Origin of the sequence: Rhizobium sp. BK196, assembly GCF_014193255.1 — a bacterium.
GTDB lineage: Bacteria > Pseudomonadota > Alphaproteobacteria > Rhizobiales > Rhizobiaceae > Rhizobium.
This window is the reverse complement of record NZ_JACHZB010000002.1, coordinates 292640-310113: the sequence shown is the minus strand read 5'-3', so window position 1 is coordinate 310113 and position 17474 is coordinate 292640. Positions and strand designations below refer to the sequence as shown.

The window sequence follows — 17474 nt, the reverse complement described above, 5'->3', positions numbered from 1 at the left end:
GCCAAAACGAGCGCTCCCTATTTTCCCGCAAGGCACTGCATGCGTCCACTTCAACCTATCGGCTCGGGCACCCGGGTGCTCTTCGGCCTGCTGTTCTTCATCCTGTTCTTCGCTGCCTGGGGCTATGCGACGCTCGGCGGCTATGTGTCGAAAACCTTTCTCGCCGATCCGCTCACCATGGTGCGGGACGGCTATGACCTGCTGGTCAACCAGGGGTTCCTCTTCGATATTGGCATGACAGTTTGGCGCGTCGTTGGCGGCTTCATCCTCTCGGCGCTGGTTGCAGTGCCACTCGGCATCCTGATGGGGGCCTATAAGCCGGTCGAGGCATTGCTCGAACCCTTCATCTCCTTCGCGCGATACCTGCCGGCGTCGGCCTTCGTGCCGCTACTCATCCTGTGGGCCGGCATCGGCGAGACGCAGAAGCTGCTCGTCATCTTCATCGGCGCGGTTTTCCAGATCGTTCTCATGGTTGCGGTCGCCGTTTCCGGCACCCGCCGTGATCTCGTCGAGGCCGCCTATACGCTCGGCGCCGGGGATAGCGGGGTCGTACGCCGCGTGCTCATTCCCGCAAACGCACCCGATATTGCCGAAATCCTGCGCCTGGTACTCGGATGGGCGTGGACCTATGTCATCGTCGCCGAACTGATCGGGGCATCGTCCGGCATCGGCTACATGATCATCAACAGCCAGGCGCTGCTTGCCACCGGCCAGATCATTTTCGGCATCATCGTCATCGGGCTCATTGGCCTCTTTTCCGACTTTGCCTTCAAATGGCTGAACCGCTGCCTGTTTGCCTGGAGGCTCGCATGAGCGAACTCGTCATCAGCGGTGTGAGCCGCACCTTTCCCGGTGTGCGGGGCGGCTCGCCGACGCTCGCCCTGCAGCCGACGGATCTTGAGATCGCCAAGAACGATTTCGTGACGATCCTTGGCCCCTCCGGCTGCGGAAAATCGACGCTGCTGCGCATCATCGCCGGCCTCGACTTTCCCTCCACCGGCACAGTGACGCTGGAAGGGCGCAAGGTGACGGGACCAGGCGCCGACCGCGGCATGGTCTTTCAATCCTACACGCTTTTTCCGTGGCTGACGGTGCGCGACAACATTGCCTTCGGTCTGCGCGAAAAGGGCATGGCGGAGAAGGAAAAGAACGAGATCGTCGCAAGCTATGTCGCCAAGGTCGGCTTGCGAGGCTTCGAAAATCATTGGCCCAAACAGCTGTCCGGCGGCATGCAGCAAAGAACCGCGATTGCCCGCGCGCTTGCCAACAATCCGAAGATCCTGCTGCTCGACGAGCCTTTCGGCGCGCTCGACAACCAGACGCGCGGCCTCATGCAGGAATTGCTGCTCGGCATCTGGGAACGAGAACAGAAGACCGTGATCTTCGTCACGCATGACATCGAAGAAGCCGTCTTCATGGCGTCACGCGTCGTCACCATGACGGCGCGTCCCGGAAAGATCAAATCGATCACACCGGTCAATCTTCCGCATCCGCGCCATTATACGATCAAGGCGAGCCCGGAATTTTCAGAGCTGCGCCTCAAGCTGACGGAAGACATTCGCAGCGAAGCGATTGCGGCTGCCGAGCACGGATAATCGCCAACTTCCATATACAACCGGACCTATTCCTCGAAAACCTTACCGCTGCGCGTTTCCAACCGATAGCGATTTCCGGGATAAACGAGGCGCGCCATGGAGACGACCTGGCGGGCCGACCAGGTGCGGCGACGGATGGCAAGGCACGGCTCGTTCTGCAGGATGGTCAGGAGCTTGCATTCCCAAGCCCGCGGCGTCACCGCCTCGACGATATGTTCCGAGCCACTCAGGGGGGCTGCCGCCGTCAGATAGGCATTCGGCGTCAGCGTCGAAAAGTCCTGCGCCAGATAGTCGGGTGCGGCACCCGGATTGACGAAACGGTCCTCGATCTGGACAGGAACACCATTCTCGCTGTGAACGATCAGCGAGTGGAAAACCGGCGCGCCAATGTCGAGCTCGAGTGCATCTGCAATATCGGGAGAAGCCATTTCCTCGGCCAAAACGATGACATCAGCCTTATGCGTATGGCCGCGCTCGGCGATCTCGTCGGCAATGTTGCGCACCTCGAAAAGCGCCGAATGCCCCTTGCGTTCGGCCACGAAGGATCCGACACCCTGTATGCGCACGAGCTCGCCTTCATTCGCCAGCTCCCGCAGCGCCCGGTTGGCGGTCATCTTGGAGACGCCGAGCTCCACCACCAGCTCGTTTTCAGAGGGCACGCGATGGCGTGGAGGCCATTCGCCGCTGCGGATCCGGTCGAGAATAACCTGCTTGACGCCAGCATAAAGCGGCGCACTATCATTCTCCGCCAGTTCGCGCTTCATCTCGTTGGGACGCTTCATTGCCTATTCCCTTTGCAAGAATGGAATCTGCCTCTTAATCCGACTTTCCTCTTGCATATCACAAAATTTTTCATATGGTACCCTATACAACCTGTCGATCCGAAAATGAACAGCGGATCAAGGCGGGCAAGCCGGCGAAGATCGGCATTCATGCCGCAAGGTCTGTCCAATCTCAGAGGAGATCACATTAATGAAGCTCAGCACGATTCTTCTTTCCTGCGCGATGACGGCAGCCGCCTTTGCTGCTCCGGCCGCCGCCAAGGACTGGACGAAGGCGACCATCACGCTCGAAGGCGCCTACGCTCCCTGGAACCTCACCAATGCCGACGGCACGCTCGGCGGCTTCGAACCGGAACTTGCCAAGGTGCTCTGCGAACGCGCCAAGATCGAGTGCACGCTGGTCGCATCCGACTGGGACGGCATGATCCCTGCGCTCAATGCCGGCAAGTTCGACGTCATCATGGATGCGCTGTCGATCACTGATGAGCGCAAGCAGGTCATCGATTTCACCATCCCCTATGCCGCGACGCCGGCCGCCTTCGCTACCGCCAAGGACAGCCCGCTTGCCAATGCTTCCGGAACGGGCGCGACCATCAAGATGACGCCCGGCCAGACCGGCGTGAAGGAAATCGACGCCCTGAAGGAAGCCTTCAAGGGCAAGACGATCGGCATTCAGGCGGCAACCGTCTATGCCAAGTTCGTCTATGACAATTTCGGCAGCATCGCCGAGATCCGCGAATACAAGACGGGCGCCGACCGCGACCTCGACCTGCAGAACGGCCGTATCGACCTCGGCTTCGATGATGCCGTCTACTTCAACAACGCCTTTGAAGCCGCCAATGGCGCGCTTGCCTTCACTGGCCCGGAAATCGTCGGCTCGATCTGGGGGGAGGGCGAAGGGCTCGGCATCCGCAAAGCCGATACGGACCTGCGCGATAAGTTCAACGAAGCGATCAAGTCGGCACTTGCCGACGGCACCGTCAAGACCCTCTCCATGAAGTGGTTCAAGGTCGACGTCAGCCCGCAGAACTGAGCTTTCGACAGAAAGCCGCGTTCCGTGGTCTCCGCTTCTGATCGGAGGCCACGTGCTATTCTGACCGCCCGTCATCACGACGAAGACAGCGCTGGGAAGGCCCATGGCGACACTCGAACTCATAGGTTTCGGTTCAACCGGATGGGGGGCTTTCCTCCTCCTCGGTGCCCTGCTGACGCTCTGCGTCACCGCCACGGCGCTGGCGATCGGCGCAGTGCTTGGCGCGATCATCGCGGCCGCGAAACTCTCCGGTAACGTCGTGCTCACCACGATCGGCCATGTCTATACCACCGTCTTCCGCGGTGTGCCGGAGCTGCTGATCATCTATCTCATCTATTTCGGCGGCTCTTCGGCGGTGACCGCGATCGGCCAGTCCATGGGCTATGAGGGTTTTCTCGGCCTGCCGTCCTTTGCCGCCGGCGCGCTTGCCGTTGGCATCATCTCGGGCGCCTATCAGGCGGAGGTCTATCGTGGCGCCTACAACGCTATTTCCAAGGGTGAGCTCGAGGCAGCTTCGGCAATTGGCATGCATCGCGGCCTGCGATTTCGCCGCATCATCATTCCTCAGGTCCTGCGCCTTGCCATTCCCGGCCTCGGCAATGTCTGGCAGTTGAGCCTGAAGGATTCTGCGCTGATTTCGGTTACCGGCCTTGCCGAATTGATGCGCTCGAGCCAAGTCGCTGCGGGTTCGACCCGGCAATATTTCCTCTTCTATATCGTCGGCGGCGCGCTATACCTGATCCTCACCAGCCTGTCGGACCGCGTCTTCAATGGCGCCGAGCGCAAGGCCAATCGCAGCATGCCGGCTTCGGCCATGGGCCAGGCATAGGAGGGGCAGATGGATATCGCCTTCCTTTTCAGCACCATGGTCACGCTCTTGAAAGCCGTGCCGACGACGCTGATCCTGTTCTTCCTGTCGATCTCCTTCGGCGGTTTGCTGGCGCTCGTTATTGTCGCCATGCGCGTCAGCGGCAATCCGATCCTCTCCGGCTTCGCCAAGGGCTATATCTTCGTCTTCCGCGGCTCGCCGCTCTTGATCCAGATGTTCCTGGTTTTTTACGGGCTCGGCCAGTTCGGCGTCATCCGCTATTCCTTCCTCTGGCCCTTCCTGCGCGAGCCAATGGTCTGCGCGGTTCTCTCGCTCGCACTCTGTACTGCCGGATACTCGGCCGAGATCTTCCGCGGCGGCATTCGCGCCGTCTCGCCGAAAGAAATCGAGGCAGCTCGCGCGATTGGCATGTCGGGCTTTCTGATGGTGCGCCGCATCCTGGCACCGATTGCCTTTCGGCATGCGCTGCCGGCCTATTCGACCGAGATCGTCCTGATGATGAAATCGACAGCACTCGCCAGCCTCGTAACGGTCTGGGAAGTGACGGGTGTCGCGCAGCGGTTGATCTCGCAGACCTACCGTACGATGGAGGTCTTCCTCTGTGCGGCCATCATCTACCTCGTTCTGAATTTCATCATCCTGCAGGCCATGTCCCTCCTGGAATACTGGCTATCCCGACATCGCCGCGCCATTCCAGCGGCGCTGAAGGCGTGAACCTGCCTGAACATGATTGGAGCTTCCATGCCCGGCGTAACCCGACTTTCGGTCCGCAATATCAGAAAGAGCTTCGGCACCCATGAAGTGCTGCGCGGCATATCGCTCGATGCAGAGGACGGCGATGTGATTTCGCTGCTCGGCGCCTCCGGCTCCGGCAAATCCACCTTCTTGCGCTGCATCAACCTGCTGGAGATCGCATCCGATGGCGAGATCTGGGTCGACGGCGAACATATCGAGATGACCCATAAGAACGGCAAGACGAAGCCGGCGAGCCAGAGGCAGGTCGATCACATCCGCTCTGAGCTCGGCATGGTCTTCCAGTCCTTCAATCTCTGGTCCCATATGACGATCCTGCAGAATGTCATCGAAGGGCCGGTCCATGTCTTGAAGCGTCCGCGGGCCGAATGCATCGCCGAGGCCGAAGCGCTGCTCGAAAAGGTCGGCATCGCGGATAAGCGCCACGCCTATCCCGCCCATCTTTCCGGCGGTCAGCAGCAGCGTGCAGCGATTGCCCGCGCGCTCGCCATGAAGCCGAAGGTCATGCTCTTCGACGAGCCGACCTCAGCGCTCGATCCGGAGCTGGTCGGTGAAGTGCTGCGCGTCATGCGCGCGCTTGCCGAAGAGGGCATGACGATGCTGGTCGTCACCCACGAAATGAGCTTTGCCCGCAACGTCTCCAACCGCGTCGTCTTCATGCGCGAAGGGCTGGTCGAAAGCAGCGGTACGCCGGACGAAATGTTCGGAGGCGGCGCATCGCCGGCCTTCCGCCAGTTCATCGGTCATTTTGGAAGCGGCCAATGACCATCACCATCGACAAGGTTGCTCGATGGCGCGATATCGCACGCGTGGCCGGGGGCGAAACGCTTGGCCTGTCGCCAGCGGCTTGGGACCGCGTTATCTATGCAAGCCGCATCGTCGAGCGGATCGTCGAAACCGGTGTCAGGGCCTATGGCATCAATACCGGCGTCGGCGCGCTCTCAGATACGGTGGTCGACAGAGCGTCTCAAAGCCGGCTGTCGCGCAACATCATCCTCAGTCATGCCGTTGGCGTCGGCGAATTGCTGGCGCCGCGAGAGGTGCGTGCGATCATCGCCGCTCAGATCGCCAATTTTGCCCATGGCCATTCCGGCGTGCGCCCCGAAATCGTCCGCCATCTCGCCACGTTCCTCGAAAGGAATTGCATTCCGGACGTCCCCTCCAAGGGTTCGGCAGGCTACCTCACCCATAATGCCCATAATGCGCTGGTCCTCATCGGCGAAGGCAGCGCCCGCGTCAAGGGCAGCCCTATGAACGGGCGCGATGCGCTTACCGCCATCGGCCTCGAGCCTTTGGTGCTCGGTGCCAAGGAGGGCTTAAGCCTCGTTAACGGTACGGCCTGCGCAACCGGGCTTGCAAGCGTTGCGCTCGCACGTGCCGAGCGGCTGCTCGACTGGGCCGACGCGATCGCAGCACTGACGCTTGAAGCGGCCGGCTGCCAGATGGCGGCCTTCGATGCGGCTGTTCTTTCCCTGCGCCCCTCCAAGGGCATTGCCAGCGTCGGCGTTTCGCTGCGTGCCCGGCTTGCCGGCAGCGGGCTGATTTCGGCTGCGCTCGGTAAACGGACACAGGATGCGCTGAGCCTGCGCGCGATCCCGCATGCCCATGGTGCTGCGCGCGATGTCTTTGATGTCTCGGCCCTCGTCGTCGATCAGGAGCTTGCCTCCGTCACCGACAATCCCGCCGTATCCGGCACGCCCGAGGAGCCGATCGTCTCCTCCGAAGCGCATGCGGTTGCTCCCGCTCTTGCACAGGCGGCCGATAGTCTTGCGACGACTCTCGCTCAGATTTCCGCCATGAGCGAACGGCGCATGGACCGCCTCGTCAATCCGCTCGTGAGCGGCCTGCCGCCGTTCCTGGCAAGCGATGCCGGCAGCAATTCCGGCTTCATGATCGCGCAATATACGGCAGCAGCCCTTGCCAACGAGAACCGGCGGCTTGCCGCACCGGCTTCTATCGATGGTGGTATCACATCCGGTCTGCAGGAGGATTTCCTCGCGCATCCGACGGCGGCCGCCAACAAGCTTCTCGCGGTGATCGATAATGCCGAATACATTCTGGCAATCGAATTGATGGGCGCTGCGCAGGCTCACGAATTCCTTGTCGGTACCGCCAGGAGAGCGGCCGGTACGGATGCCGTCTACAACGCCGTTCGCAAGATCGTGAGTGCCTATGCCGATGATCGGCCGCTTTCGCGCGACATCGAGGCCCTGCGTGGACTGGTCCGAGAGGCCGCGGCACCAGCAATTCCGTGAGGAGGCTTCCATGACCCCCAACTTCGACGTCGCCGTCATCGGTCTCGGTGCCATGGGGAGTGCTGCGCTCGCCTTTCTTGCGGCCCGCGGCGTCAGGGCGATAGGCTTCGACGCCTATTTTCCCGCCCATCCGCTCAGTTCCTCGCATGGCGACAGCCGCCTGATCCGGCTCGGCTATTTCGAGGACCCTTCCTATGTTCCGCTGCTCAAGCGCGCCTATCAGAACTGGCGATCGCTGGAAGCGCGCTTACGCACAGATATCCTGACGATAACCGGCGTGCTGCAGATCGGCGCACCCGACGGCAAAGTCGTCGGCGGTACGCGTGCCTCCTGCGAACTGCATGGGCTTGCCCATGAGGCACTGGACAAGGCCGAGATGGCCCGCCGATTTCCGGCGTTTCAGCTCGACGAGCATGAGATCGGCCTGCTCGATCCGCAAGGCGGCTACCTACGCCCCGAAGCCGCAGTCATGGGTTATCTGAAGCTCGCCGCCGAGGATGGCGCGGTTCTGCATTTCGGTGAGAAGGTCACGGCGATCGAGCCCGACGATGCCGGTGTGACAATCGTCTCCCAAACCGGGCGGTATCGGGCAGGAAAGATCGTAGTGGCGACCGGATCGTGGATTGCCGAACTCGTGCCCCAGCTCAGGAGGGCAGCCGTCCCGATCCGCCAGGTGGTCGCCTGGTATCAGCCGCAGGATGGTTTTGCCACTCAGCCGCAACGCATGCCCTGCTTCCTGCGGGATGAAGGTGCGGAGGGCTCCTATTTCGGTTTCCCGGCCATCGGCGTCGATGGCGTGAAGATCGGCAAACACGCACATTTCCGCGAACCAATCGATCCCGATCAACCGAACCCTCCCGTCAACGATGCCGACCGGGCCTTACTTGACAGCTTCATCAGGAAGCGTGTTCCCGCTGCGGCCGGTCTTCGCATGAAGGAAACGACCTGCCGTTATACGATGCTGCCGAGCGAGGATTTTCTTCTCGACCATATGCCTGGCGAAAAGAACGTTGTCGTTGCCTCGCCCTGCTCCGGCCACGGCTTCAAGTTCACGAGCGTCATCGGCGAAATCCTCGCGGATCTTGCCATCGATGGACAGACCAACTTACCCATCGACGCCTTTTCCTTTGCCAGGATCTGAACCGGCTCCCGCAGCCGTCAGAAGCTGGCGATGATCATCGCCAGTTCGGGACCGCGTGAATATGCAGCCTATCCGCAATTTCCCGCTTCTCGCGGATGAGGTTCAGGAAAGCGCGCTCATCGAGGTTTTCGGCATCAAGCCCTTCCCAGTCGAGCGCTGTCTGCATGAGCGCCATATCCATCAGACGCACGAGATCCATGAGCACCAATGACGAGGCGCTCTCTCTCGCTGCAGAAATAAGACGGAAGAGCCGCAGGAATCCCACCGGCCCATTGCTATCAATCATATCAGAAATTCCATCGGCCATCGCCTTGATTTGCCTCCGAGCCTGGCGAAAGTTTCGCGATCGAGCAGGTCCGCCTGCATCGATCTATAAACGGAATTGAATCGGATCTTGCCCGCCACAAACGCTAACACAGCCTATGGGTTGCGTAAACGATCGAGTAACACGATTTAAGATACGACAAAATCGCGATTTTTTCGGTTCCGAAATATACCAATACATCTTATAGATAGCATTCTATAAGCTGCCGCTAAAAATTGACGGTCGCGATTGTTAAACGGCGACTTCAGTGCATCGATAAACTGCCAATCCTCAACAATTGCTCGTAATCCCAGATTAAGTATATTGTTGCGCCTCCACTAATACGCGAGGCGGTCTTGAACAAACCCTTCCCTCCTCTTCCGTTCGGCAGTGAACGCGCCGATCTGGATAAATCGCCACTTGAAATCAGAGGACTTCTTTCGCGGCCGATCTGGCGCGAGCTCAGGACGTTTCTGGCGGTGGCCAAAAGTCCCTCCTTTGCTCAAGCCGCCGAGCTGCTCGGCACCAGTGCGCCAACTGTCAGTCGCGATGTGAAGCGCCTTCAGGACCAGATCGGTTCGCAACTCGTCATCTCGACCTTTTCCGGCGTCACGCTGACGGAAACCGGCCGCAAGCTCGCCATCCAGGTTGCAGAGCTCGATTTCCAGCTGTTTGCCCTTTCCAACGACCTGAAGGATGAGATGGATGCCGTCACCGGTCGGGTTGCCGTCAGCGTGACCTCCGGCCTTGCCGTTGCCATCGTCGCTCCCGCCGTACCCCGGCTGAACGAAAATTATCCGCGCCTCAATCTCGACATTCGGGAACAGGTGTCGCTCGTCAACTTCGAGAAGAACCAGGCTGATCTGATGATCTCGCTCTCTCCGATTTCCAGAGCAGATGTCGAGTGCGTCGAGATCGGCACTCTTCATCTTATCCCGGTTGCCAGCCGTGATTATCTGAAGAAATCGGGCGTTCCGCAGCTGCAGTTCAGTTCCCAGCATGTCTATGTGCAGTGCAGTTATTATGACTCCGATCGAGAGACCTGGAACGGCTGGCGCGGCCTCGTGGAAGCCGGCCACCAAACCCACAACTGCGAGAATTCGCTCGCTTACTTTGCCCTCGTTCGCAATGGCGCAGGCGTGGGCTTGCTCGGCAATTACGTGCTCGCAGATCCCGAACTCGTGCCGCTTGACCTTGGCGTGCATGTCGCCCTGCCGATCTATCTGACCTCGGTTGCCAATCGCCGGCAATCGAGACCTGTGGCCGCCGTCTATGACTGGATCGTCGATACTTTCAGGACCAACCCGTCTTTCAGCAGCAGATTGACCTTTCCGTCCGGCCGACACGAACAGGAAGAGAGCTTGCGCAAGATGCTCGAAACTATCGCTCCTCCGCCTTCACAATTTCGCTGAGCTCTTCCGAAATCGAAAGATAGATGTTTGCGACGTCCTCGAGGAAACCGGCGAGCTCGACCGGCTGCACTGTTGGATCGTTGATGAGACGCCGCACCATTTCGGTGTGCAGTTTCGTGCGCGTGAGAATTTCCTCCTGCAGCGCAGCCGTTGCGGACATGTTGCCCGCGTTCCTCAAACCTGCCATTGTCATGCTGTCTCAAACGAACTCGGCGCGTCCCACTGACCTTCGACGCGCAACAGCATGGCACTGCTGCTTTCCATGGTAATCGGGTCCGATGATGCGGGGATCGTGCCGACCACGGTCAGGTACGGCTCCGGATGACCGGCGATCTCCACTGGCGGGCTGTCTACGATCTCCAGATCGAACAGGATGGTCCACAATCGCGCAAGGCGCTGCTCGGCCTGGGTCAGAACCTTCGTATAGCCCTTGCGCGCCACGTGATCGAAGGTCATCTGAATGCAACGCTTAACCGTAAAAGGGTGTCGGTACTTTTCGCGGAAGCAGGTTCGTTCATACTTGGCAAAGTCGGCGAACCAGCGAATGCGAAGGGAACCAACCGGCTCTTCGCCATCATAAAAGACGAAATGCGTGGCCTGGTGATCATTACCGTCGAAGATGAAGGAGGGCGAGATACCGTGCTCGTGGACAAAGCAGATACTTCGCAAGATCATCGCATCCCGAACATGATCCGGGGTCGTTGCGACTTGGCATCGAAGATTGGGATATTTGTTCACCATCGGTCGGCCTCTTTGTCTGTACAACCCACTTCAACTCCAGAACGCGTGCTGCGCGAAGGACGAAGATTTCAGGGGGGATTTCAAAAATGACGGACCCTGCCAATCCGATGGCAACCATCATCGCTCTCTGCGCGGAAGGGGCACGCCGGTTTGGCGACGATCCGCGCGCCATTGCGAGCTTCGTCGAAAATGAAATTGCGCGTCTGTCGGAGAGAGAGCAGCGGCAACTCAAAGAACAACTGACGCTTTTGACGGATGTAGGTGGACCTCAAAAGCCGATCATGTAAAGTACCTTTAAGATCTGCAGTCGACGAAAGTATTCTCAAGGATAGGTATGAAAGATCAGGAACTGAATTTGGCAATCGGCCAGAGATTACGCTCCGTGCGCGCCGCTCGCGGCTTCACCCAGAGCGAGCTCGCTACGCACATCGGCGTCGCGTTTCAGCAGATCCAGAAATACGAGAATGGGACAAACCGCCTGTCGGTCGCAGTCATGCTGCGGTTATGCGGCTTCATGAAAGTGGATGCCGGCTGGTTCGTCAACGGCATCGAAACCGAGGCGGGCGCTGGCGTCGAGGACGAGGCAGGCTATCTTGCCAGGGAAATCGAGCGCATATCGGATCTGAAGATCCGACGCAATCTGACGATGCTGATCCACTCCCTGGCTTCATCAACCCAGCAAGTTGAGAACGCCTGAACAGCCTGGTCGAAGGCGCGAGGCCATCTGGGATCGATAGCAGATAGATTGCAGAGTAGTTTCGACCGCGACACCGTGATCGTCTTTTTCGACGCACGCACATCGCCCGCGACGGGAGCCCTAAGCCGACACCCGTGCCAGGTTCGTCCACATGCGCGACTGTCGTATCGTCCGCCTGCGGCGTGTTCAATCCAGTGCGCTTGGCATGTGCTGACCTGAGCCTGAAAGCAAGGATCGATGCGACCGGCCGGTGAGATAGACCGTAGCGATCGCGCGCCTTGCAGCGACCGGCAACTTTGGTTGACTGCCTCAATCGGCAAGTGAGATCACATCTCCAATCTGCACCATCCCGCTATGGTGAGGACGGCAGTAAACGCCCATATGCCGGCCTCCGAACCTCATCACATTGCGAAGAATTTCAGGGTCATTATCAAGCCCCTCCTGAGCAATGATTGCAAAGCCGCATCGCTTCGTCGGTGCGATCACCTTTCCTGCGATCGATCCCATGAGGATTGGACGATCAATCCAATTGAGCTCGGCAAAACCGGTGATGTCAGCTTCTGCCTGCACATAGATGTTGGGTCGGAATCTGCGCCGGTCGGGATTGCCGGCCGGATGAAGCTGTCGGAGATGGTCTACCGATGCTGTTGTCAAGAGATGGACAGGCGACACATCGTACCGATCGACTGCGAATCTCTGCTTGTCATCTTCGCGCACCGAACGCTCGTAGGGCCTGACCTCTACCTCGAATTCGAAAAATTCAGTCAGAGCGACGGACAGCTCCGCCTGCGCGACCCCGAGCCACGAGTGGTCCGGCACCTGCACCTCGACCGCGCCGTTTGCGGCCGTCCGCGAGCGCACATAAACCGCCTTTTGCCACCGCTTGTCGCGTTCGGGATGAGCAACGATGCCAGTCGAGACCTCGACGAGCGCGTAGCGCCGATCGCCGTCCATTCCCTTGTCGGAGATGCTTGCCTTATCGAGCATCTCACCGGTTACAGAGCTGACCGGGTAGCGCCATAATTCTTTGATCACGCCGACAGAGCTCATGTTCAGTGGCTTTCGACCAGGTTCGCGCGGACTTGCGATGGTGTCGCTCCGAAAGTTCGCTTGAAGGCCCGAGTGAAATGCGAGGCGTTCTCGAAACCGACGTCCAGCGCAATTTCGATCATCGAGCGCTTCGAGTGCGCGAGCAGAACCTTGGCCCGCTCCAGACGCACGCGCTTGTAAGCCTGGGCCGGCGACATGCCTGCCTTATCCAGGAAGACGCGTTCGAGCTGGCGGCGCGAGAGCCCGACGGAAGAAGCCAAGGCAGGGATCGATATGCCGAACTCCATGTTCTGCTCCATCATGATCATCGCAGCTCTCACACGGTCATCCTCGTAATTTTCGTAGAGCGGCCTGTGCGGCTGAACATCAGCCGGCGAGCGGGCCTTTTCGATCTGCAGGACTTCCAGCGCGTTACGCTCTGCCTCCGGGCTGATGGCCCGCCGTACCAGAAGCGCGGCCATGTCAGCCGCACTGCTTCCGCCCGCGCACGATCCGCGATTGCGGTCCAGATTGAACAGCCGGTCTGAACGAACCGGCAAGTGCGGAAACCGTTCCTTGAATGCATTGGCATGCAGCCAGCTTACGCAGCTCTGGTGGTTTTCCATCAGGCCTGCTTCGGCAAGAATGAATGTACCGGTGCACAGCCCGATCAACGGCACACGTTGAGCGGAAGCGCGCTTCAGGAATGCGATTGTTTCCTGATCAACCGGCCGATCCACGGTCAACAAGCCGCCGACCACCACGAGATAGTCGAAGCGGCCAGGGTCTACAAAGTCCGATGTCGGCGCAACCTGCACGCCGCAACTCGAGGTGATCAGATGACGCGTGCTGCCGAGCACCTGCCAGTCGGCAAGGACCCTCCCCGAGCGATCGAATTCGTCGCTCGCAAGCCGCAGCGTGTCGACGAAGAGCGCGAAGGCCGATAGCGTGAAGGACCTCGCCAATACGAAGCCGACCTTGAGCTGTTTGGGAACGGAGGCTCCTTCTCCCGAGCGAAAGTCATCTGGTCTCATCGTCATGCCTCCTGTCGCTGCAGCATTTTTTACTGGATCTTGCGAGGCGCACCGGATTCCCGCGGGCAGGGCGTCGATGCAGTAGATGCTGTTTTTCATGGACGCCCCTCAGTGGCTGGCAGGCGCTGGAGTTTTGTCGAGCAGGCCGCGGCTCAACCGGTCGAGCAGGAGCGCAACCGCTACGATTGCAAGTCCCGCCCGCAAGCCCAATCCCATCTCCATGCGCGTCAGGCCACGCGTAACCTCGGCGCCAAGCCCCCCTGCCCCGACAAGACCCGCCAGAACAACCATCGCCAGAGAAAGGAGGATGCACTGATTGAGTCCGACCAGCAGTGTCTGCTTCGCCAACGGGATTTCGATCTTCCACAGCACCGAGCGTGCGTCCGCACCGATCGCGCTGCCGAGTTCACGGAATTCGTTTGGCACCTGGTTAAATGCCAATGTTGTCAGACGCAGCATCGGTGGAATGCCGTAGACAATGGTCGCGATGATCGCCGGCACGCGTCCAAGACTGAAGATCATGACCGCAGGGATCAGATAGACCCAGGGTGGAACGGTCTGCATCACGTCGAGGATAGGTCGGACGACGGCTGCCAGAGTTTTGTATCGAGAGCAGAGGACACCGAGCGGAAAGGCAATCAGCACCGAAATCAGCACGGCGACCGTTACAAGGGCAACTGTTTGCATCGATGCGGTCCAAAATCCGACGATCAGGCAGAAGCCAAGGCAAAGCCCTGCAAGGATGGCTGTTCGGATGCTGACGGCAAAGAAAGCGATGATCACGACGGCGGCTATCAGCGCATAGGGCGGCACGAAGAGAAGTGCCGCCTCGATTCCGGAAAGAACGGATTCGACTATATAGCTGATCGCAAAGAACAACGGATGAAGATTGGTATTGAGCCAATCGACTGCCGGGGCCAAAAATGCGCCTGGCGAAAATTGAAGAAGCGGAGGATTCATGACTGTCTCCCCGTCCCAAGCCGGGCCGCGCTCTGGGTTATACGGTCAAGTACCATGGTCAGGACGACGATTGCGATCGCGCCGTTGATCGAAGTAGCGATATCGAGTGTCCGGATCGCGCCATAGATGGTTTCTCCGAGCCCGCCTGAGCCGACGATCCCCGCAATCACGACCATGCCGAACGCCATCATCAGGCTCTGATTGATACCAGCCATAATGCTCGGAAGTGCAAATGGCAGCCGGATCTTGAAGAACATCTGCAAGGGCGTGATGCCGTTCGCCTCGCCCAGTTCGATGAAGGCCTTCGGCGTCATGCGAATGCCGAGCGAGGTCAGCCGGATTGCCGGCGGCATAGCCACCACGATCGTCGCAATGAGAGCCGTTGCCGGTCCGTAACCCAGCAAAGCGATGGCCGGCAAAAGGTAGATGTAAGGCGGAAGCGTCTGGATCAGATCAAGACCAGGTTCCATGAAGCGATCGAGCGCGGTGAAGAAGCCTGCCGCGATGCCGATCGGGATGCCGAGAGCAAGCGCAAGCACGGTTGCGGTGAGGACGAGCGCCAGGGTGCTCATCGTTTCGGGCCACAATCCCATCGAGAAGCAGAGAGCAAGCGCAACGCCGCTCAAGGCAGCGAACCAGACGTTTACGAGCCGCCAGCCAATGAGGGTAATCGCAATTGCCACTACGTAGAACGGCGGAAACTGGAGCAGCCAAAGTATGCCGTCATAGAGGCTTTCGAGCACCCATCGGATATTGTCGAAAAGTGTCTCGCCATTGTCGCTCACCCATTCGAGCGCGGCGTCCGTCCATTCGTCGAACGTGTCTGTAAAGCTTGAAACGTCCATGTCACTCAGCTCCCGTTGGCCGTCAGGCGGCCGCGCGATCGTTGGTCGATGTTCCCTTGACTCCCATCAGGAGGCTGCGGGGTGTCACGACACCGACCACCTGGCCGTTATCGACGACTGCGATGGCATCGCGGTCCGACTGCATGGTGAGGGTGATCAGTTCATCGATGTCCGCATCGGGAGTGGTGCGCACCAAGGCGGAAATATCGGAATTTGGCGTGCTGCGCTGGAATTCGGTAACGCTGTGCATCACGGAATGCGCCTTGATCAGGTGGAGCCGCGAGATACCCGCCACGAACTCGGCGACGTAATCATCGGCAGGATTGAGAATAATCTCTTCGGCCGTTCCGGTCTGGATGATGACGCCATCCTTCATGATGGCAATGCGGTCGCCGATGCGGATTGCCTCATCGAGATCATGGGTGATGAAGACGGCGGACTTGCCAAGCGACTTGGTGAGTTGCCGAAACTCGTCCTGCAGCTGCCGGCGGATCAGAGGATCGAGAGCACTGAAGGGTTCGTCCATCAGGATGATTTCCGGATCCGAAGCGAGCGCGCGGGCAAGCCCGACGCGTTGCTGCATGCCGCCCGACAGCTCCGTCGGATAGCGATCGACCCAATCTGCAAGACCCACGGTTTCGAGGGCGGCCCTTGCCGTCTTGTGACGCTCGGACCTGGAAATGCCCTGGACCTCCAACCCGAAGGCGGCGTTGTCGAGGACGGTTCGATGCGGCAGAAGCGCTACGCTTTGAAACACCATGCCGATGTTCTTTGCGCGCATATGCCGGAGCTCTGTCGTCGACAGGGCCGCAATGTCCCGGCCCTTCAAGAAAACTTTTCCGGAACTCGGGGTGATGAGCTTGTTGAGCAGGCGGATCAGCGTTGATTTTCCGCTTCCCGAAAGGCCCATGATGCAGAAGATCTCACCGCGCCTCACCTGCAGGCTCGCGTCGGAAACGCCGACGACGCAGTTGAATTCCTTGAGCACCTCTTTCTTGCCCAGCCCGCGATCGGTAATGGATTTCATTGCGGCAGCTGACTTGTCCCCGAAGACCTTCCATAGGGATTGGCAGTCGATCAGGATGTCATTGGCATCGGCATTTGCTGCTTTCATAGCGATCCCCTTCGAGCCAATTCGAGCTGGCTTCTGTCATTGGGTTTAGAAGTGGCCGTCCGGCATACCGAACGGCCATGTCACATCAATCTTTCTTGATGTTTTCCCAGCGCTTGATCAGGTCCGCGTGCGCGCCGACCCAATCCTGAACCGCCTGGTCCATCGTCTTTCCTTCGTTGACGGCACCGTTGATCGCCGTGATGTCGGCCAGCGGTACATAGACGCTTGCCATGACTTCACGGGCATGCGGGTTTTCTTCGGAAAAACCCTTGTGGCCGATCCAGTAATAGCTCTGGGGCGGCGGGAAGATACCCTTGGAATCTTTGAGATATTTGATCGGATATTTCTGCACCATCCATGACGGCTCCCAGATCGTCACGGCCGTCCATTCCTGTCGGTCATAGGCTGACTTGAGCGCGGCGGTCATGGCCGCGGTACTGCCTTCGACGAGCTGCAGCTTCAGGCCGTAATCCTTGACGGCGTTGGAAGCGTCCCGCATCAGGCCCGAGCCCGGCTCGATCCCAATGATCTTGCCGCCGAACTTATCGGCGTTTTCATTAAGCTGCTCGATCGTGTCGATCGGCACGTATTTCGGGACCGCAATACCCTGGTAGAGGCCATGCGAGACCGGCGAGATCTTTTCAAGCCGGTTCTTGTTTTTGTTCCAGTAGTCCTGCGCCACGTAGTCGGTCTGCGAAGCAAGCACCTGGATGTCGCCCTTGGAAAGGGCAGCATAGGCGATCCCCCATTCGGAGAATTCCGTGACCTTGACGGTATAGCCGGCGTCTTCCAGTACTTTCTTGGTGATGCCGGTAATGGGTGTCAGGTCCTCCCAGGACAGCGTGCCCATGTTGATGGTCTTTTCTTCCGCACGGGCGGGAAGCATACTGATCCCGACAATGGCGGCCGCGCAGAGCGCTTTCCACAAAGTCTTCATTGTTATTACTCCT

The 17474-nt window shown here is 59.3% G+C and carries 21 protein-coding genes; 11 read left to right on the top strand and 10 right to left on the bottom strand.

The annotated features are described in order from the left end of the window. Positions 1 to 39 precede the first annotated feature (39 nt). Together FHT78_RS08050 and FHT78_RS08045 are read left to right on the top strand one after the other, a co-directional pair. On the top strand, positions 40 to 813 hold the full coding sequence (locus tag FHT78_RS08050) for an ABC transporter permease (RefSeq protein WP_183742364.1): 774 nt from the start codon (positions 40 to 42) through the stop codon (positions 811 to 813). Next, the gene (locus FHT78_RS08045; protein ID WP_183742362.1) at positions 810 to 1595 is read left to right on the top strand and encodes an ABC transporter ATP-binding protein; all 786 of its coding nucleotides are present in this window, start codon (positions 810 to 812) and stop codon (positions 1593 to 1595) included. Before FHT78_RS08050 ends, FHT78_RS08045 begins: the two co-directional genes overlap by 4 nt. A 26-nt stretch (positions 1596 to 1621) precedes the next feature. Here the strand turns inward: FHT78_RS08045 and hutC are convergent, their stop codons facing one another. Next, positions 1622 to 2377 carry a histidine utilization repressor gene (hutC, locus tag FHT78_RS08040; RefSeq protein WP_183742361.1) on the bottom strand — a complete coding sequence of 252 codons (756 nt, stop codon included), beginning with the start codon at positions 2375 to 2377 and terminating at the stop codon, positions 1622 to 1624. Between the two features lie 190 nt (positions 2378 to 2567). Between hutC and FHT78_RS08035 the strand changes: the two genes are divergently transcribed. From FHT78_RS08035 to solA, 6 genes are all read left to right on the top strand, one after another. Next, positions 2568 to 3410: a transporter substrate-binding domain-containing protein gene (locus FHT78_RS08035; RefSeq protein WP_183742359.1), complete on the top strand. Its 843-nt coding sequence runs from the start codon at positions 2568 to 2570 to the stop codon at positions 3408 to 3410. A 103-nt stretch (positions 3411 to 3513) separates the two neighbouring features. Beyond that, positions 3514 to 4239, top strand: coding sequence for an ABC transporter permease subunit (locus FHT78_RS08030; protein WP_183742357.1), 726 nt, complete (start codon positions 3514 to 3516; stop codon positions 4237 to 4239). 9 nt (positions 4240 to 4248) lie between these two features. After that, positions 4249 to 4953, top strand: a complete 705-nt coding sequence (locus FHT78_RS08025) for an ABC transporter permease subunit (RefSeq protein WP_183742355.1) — start codon at positions 4249 to 4251, stop codon at positions 4951 to 4953. A gap of 27 nt (positions 4954 to 4980) precedes the next feature. Next, positions 4981 to 5757: an ATP-binding cassette domain-containing protein gene (locus FHT78_RS08020; protein WP_183742353.1), complete on the top strand. Its 777-nt coding sequence runs from the start codon at positions 4981 to 4983 to the stop codon at positions 5755 to 5757. After that, a complete protein-coding gene (gene hutH / locus FHT78_RS08015; RefSeq protein ID WP_183742351.1) occupies positions 5754 to 7247 on the top strand; it encodes a histidine ammonia-lyase in 1494 nt (497 codons plus the stop codon). Before FHT78_RS08020 ends, hutH begins: the two co-directional genes overlap by 4 nt. A gap of 10 nt (positions 7248 to 7257) precedes the next feature. Next, the gene (gene solA / locus FHT78_RS08010; RefSeq protein WP_183742349.1) at positions 7258 to 8388 is read left to right on the top strand and encodes an N-methyl-L-tryptophan oxidase; all 1131 of its coding nucleotides are present in this window, start codon (positions 7258 to 7260) and stop codon (positions 8386 to 8388) included. 34 nt (positions 8389 to 8422) lie between these two features. On the opposite strand, the gene FHT78_RS08005 is transcribed toward solA, so the two are convergent. Then, the gene (locus FHT78_RS08005) at positions 8423 to 8674 is read right to left on the bottom strand and encodes a hypothetical protein (RefSeq protein ID WP_183742347.1); all 252 of its coding nucleotides are present in this window, start codon (positions 8672 to 8674) and stop codon (positions 8423 to 8425) included. Positions 8675 to 9048: 374 nt separating this feature from the next. Here FHT78_RS08005 and FHT78_RS08000 point away from each other — a divergent pair, with 374 nt between their 5' ends. Then, entirely contained in the window at positions 9049 to 10104 is a 1056-nt protein-coding gene (locus FHT78_RS08000) for a LysR family transcriptional regulator (protein ID WP_183742345.1), read from the top strand. Here the strand turns inward: FHT78_RS08000 and FHT78_RS07995 are convergent. Together FHT78_RS07995 and FHT78_RS07990 are read right to left on the bottom strand one after the other, a co-directional pair. Continuing rightward, positions 10073 to 10264, bottom strand: coding sequence for a hypothetical protein (locus FHT78_RS07995; protein ID WP_246715191.1), 192 nt, complete (start codon positions 10262 to 10264; stop codon positions 10073 to 10075). The genes FHT78_RS08000 and FHT78_RS07995 overlap by 32 nt on opposite strands. Before the next feature lie 29 nt (positions 10265 to 10293). After that, entirely contained in the window at positions 10294 to 10845 is a 552-nt protein-coding gene (locus tag FHT78_RS07990; RefSeq protein WP_183742341.1) for a hypothetical protein, read from the bottom strand. 107 nt (positions 10846 to 10952) lie between these two features. Here FHT78_RS07990 and FHT78_RS07985 point away from each other — a divergent pair, with 107 nt between their 5' ends. Together FHT78_RS07985 and FHT78_RS07980 are read left to right on the top strand one after the other, a co-directional pair. Next, positions 10953 to 11132, top strand: a complete 180-nt coding sequence (locus tag FHT78_RS07985; RefSeq protein ID WP_246715189.1) for a hypothetical protein — start codon at positions 10953 to 10955, stop codon at positions 11130 to 11132. Positions 11133 to 11179: 47 nt separating this feature from the next. Then, positions 11180 to 11542 carry a helix-turn-helix transcriptional regulator gene (locus FHT78_RS07980; protein ID WP_183742337.1) on the top strand — a complete coding sequence of 121 codons (363 nt, stop codon included), beginning with the start codon at positions 11180 to 11182 and terminating at the stop codon, positions 11540 to 11542. A 309-nt stretch (positions 11543 to 11851) separates the two neighbouring features. Here the strand turns inward: FHT78_RS07980 and FHT78_RS07975 are convergent, their stop codons facing one another. From FHT78_RS07975 to FHT78_RS07950, 6 genes are all read right to left on the bottom strand, one after another. Continuing rightward, on the bottom strand, positions 11852 to 12592 hold the full coding sequence (locus tag FHT78_RS07975) for an MOSC N-terminal beta barrel domain-containing protein (RefSeq protein ID WP_183742335.1): 741 nt from the start codon (positions 12590 to 12592) through the stop codon (positions 11852 to 11854). 2 nt (positions 12593 to 12594) lie between these two features. Next, positions 12595 to 13605, bottom strand: coding sequence for a GlxA family transcriptional regulator (locus FHT78_RS07970; RefSeq protein ID WP_183742333.1), 1011 nt, complete (start codon positions 13603 to 13605; stop codon positions 12595 to 12597). Between the two features lie 108 nt (positions 13606 to 13713). After that, on the bottom strand, positions 13714 to 14565 hold the full coding sequence (locus FHT78_RS07965; protein WP_183742331.1) for an ABC transporter permease subunit: 852 nt from the start codon (positions 14563 to 14565) through the stop codon (positions 13714 to 13716). Continuing rightward, positions 14562 to 15410 carry an ABC transporter permease subunit gene (locus tag FHT78_RS07960; protein WP_183742329.1) on the bottom strand — a complete coding sequence of 283 codons (849 nt, stop codon included), beginning with the start codon at positions 15408 to 15410 and terminating at the stop codon, positions 14562 to 14564. The genes FHT78_RS07965 and FHT78_RS07960 overlap by 4 nt, the downstream gene beginning before the upstream one ends. 22 nt (positions 15411 to 15432) lie before the next feature. Beyond that, the gene (locus tag FHT78_RS07955) at positions 15433 to 16524 is read right to left on the bottom strand and encodes a glycine betaine/L-proline ABC transporter ATP-binding protein (protein ID WP_183742327.1); all 1092 of its coding nucleotides are present in this window, start codon (positions 16522 to 16524) and stop codon (positions 15433 to 15435) included. 85 nt (positions 16525 to 16609) lie between these two features. After that, complete coding sequence (locus tag FHT78_RS07950) at positions 16610 to 17461, bottom strand: glycine betaine ABC transporter substrate-binding protein (RefSeq protein WP_183742325.1); 852 nt, start codon at positions 17459 to 17461, stop codon at positions 16610 to 16612. Positions 17462 to 17474 lie beyond the last annotated feature (13 nt).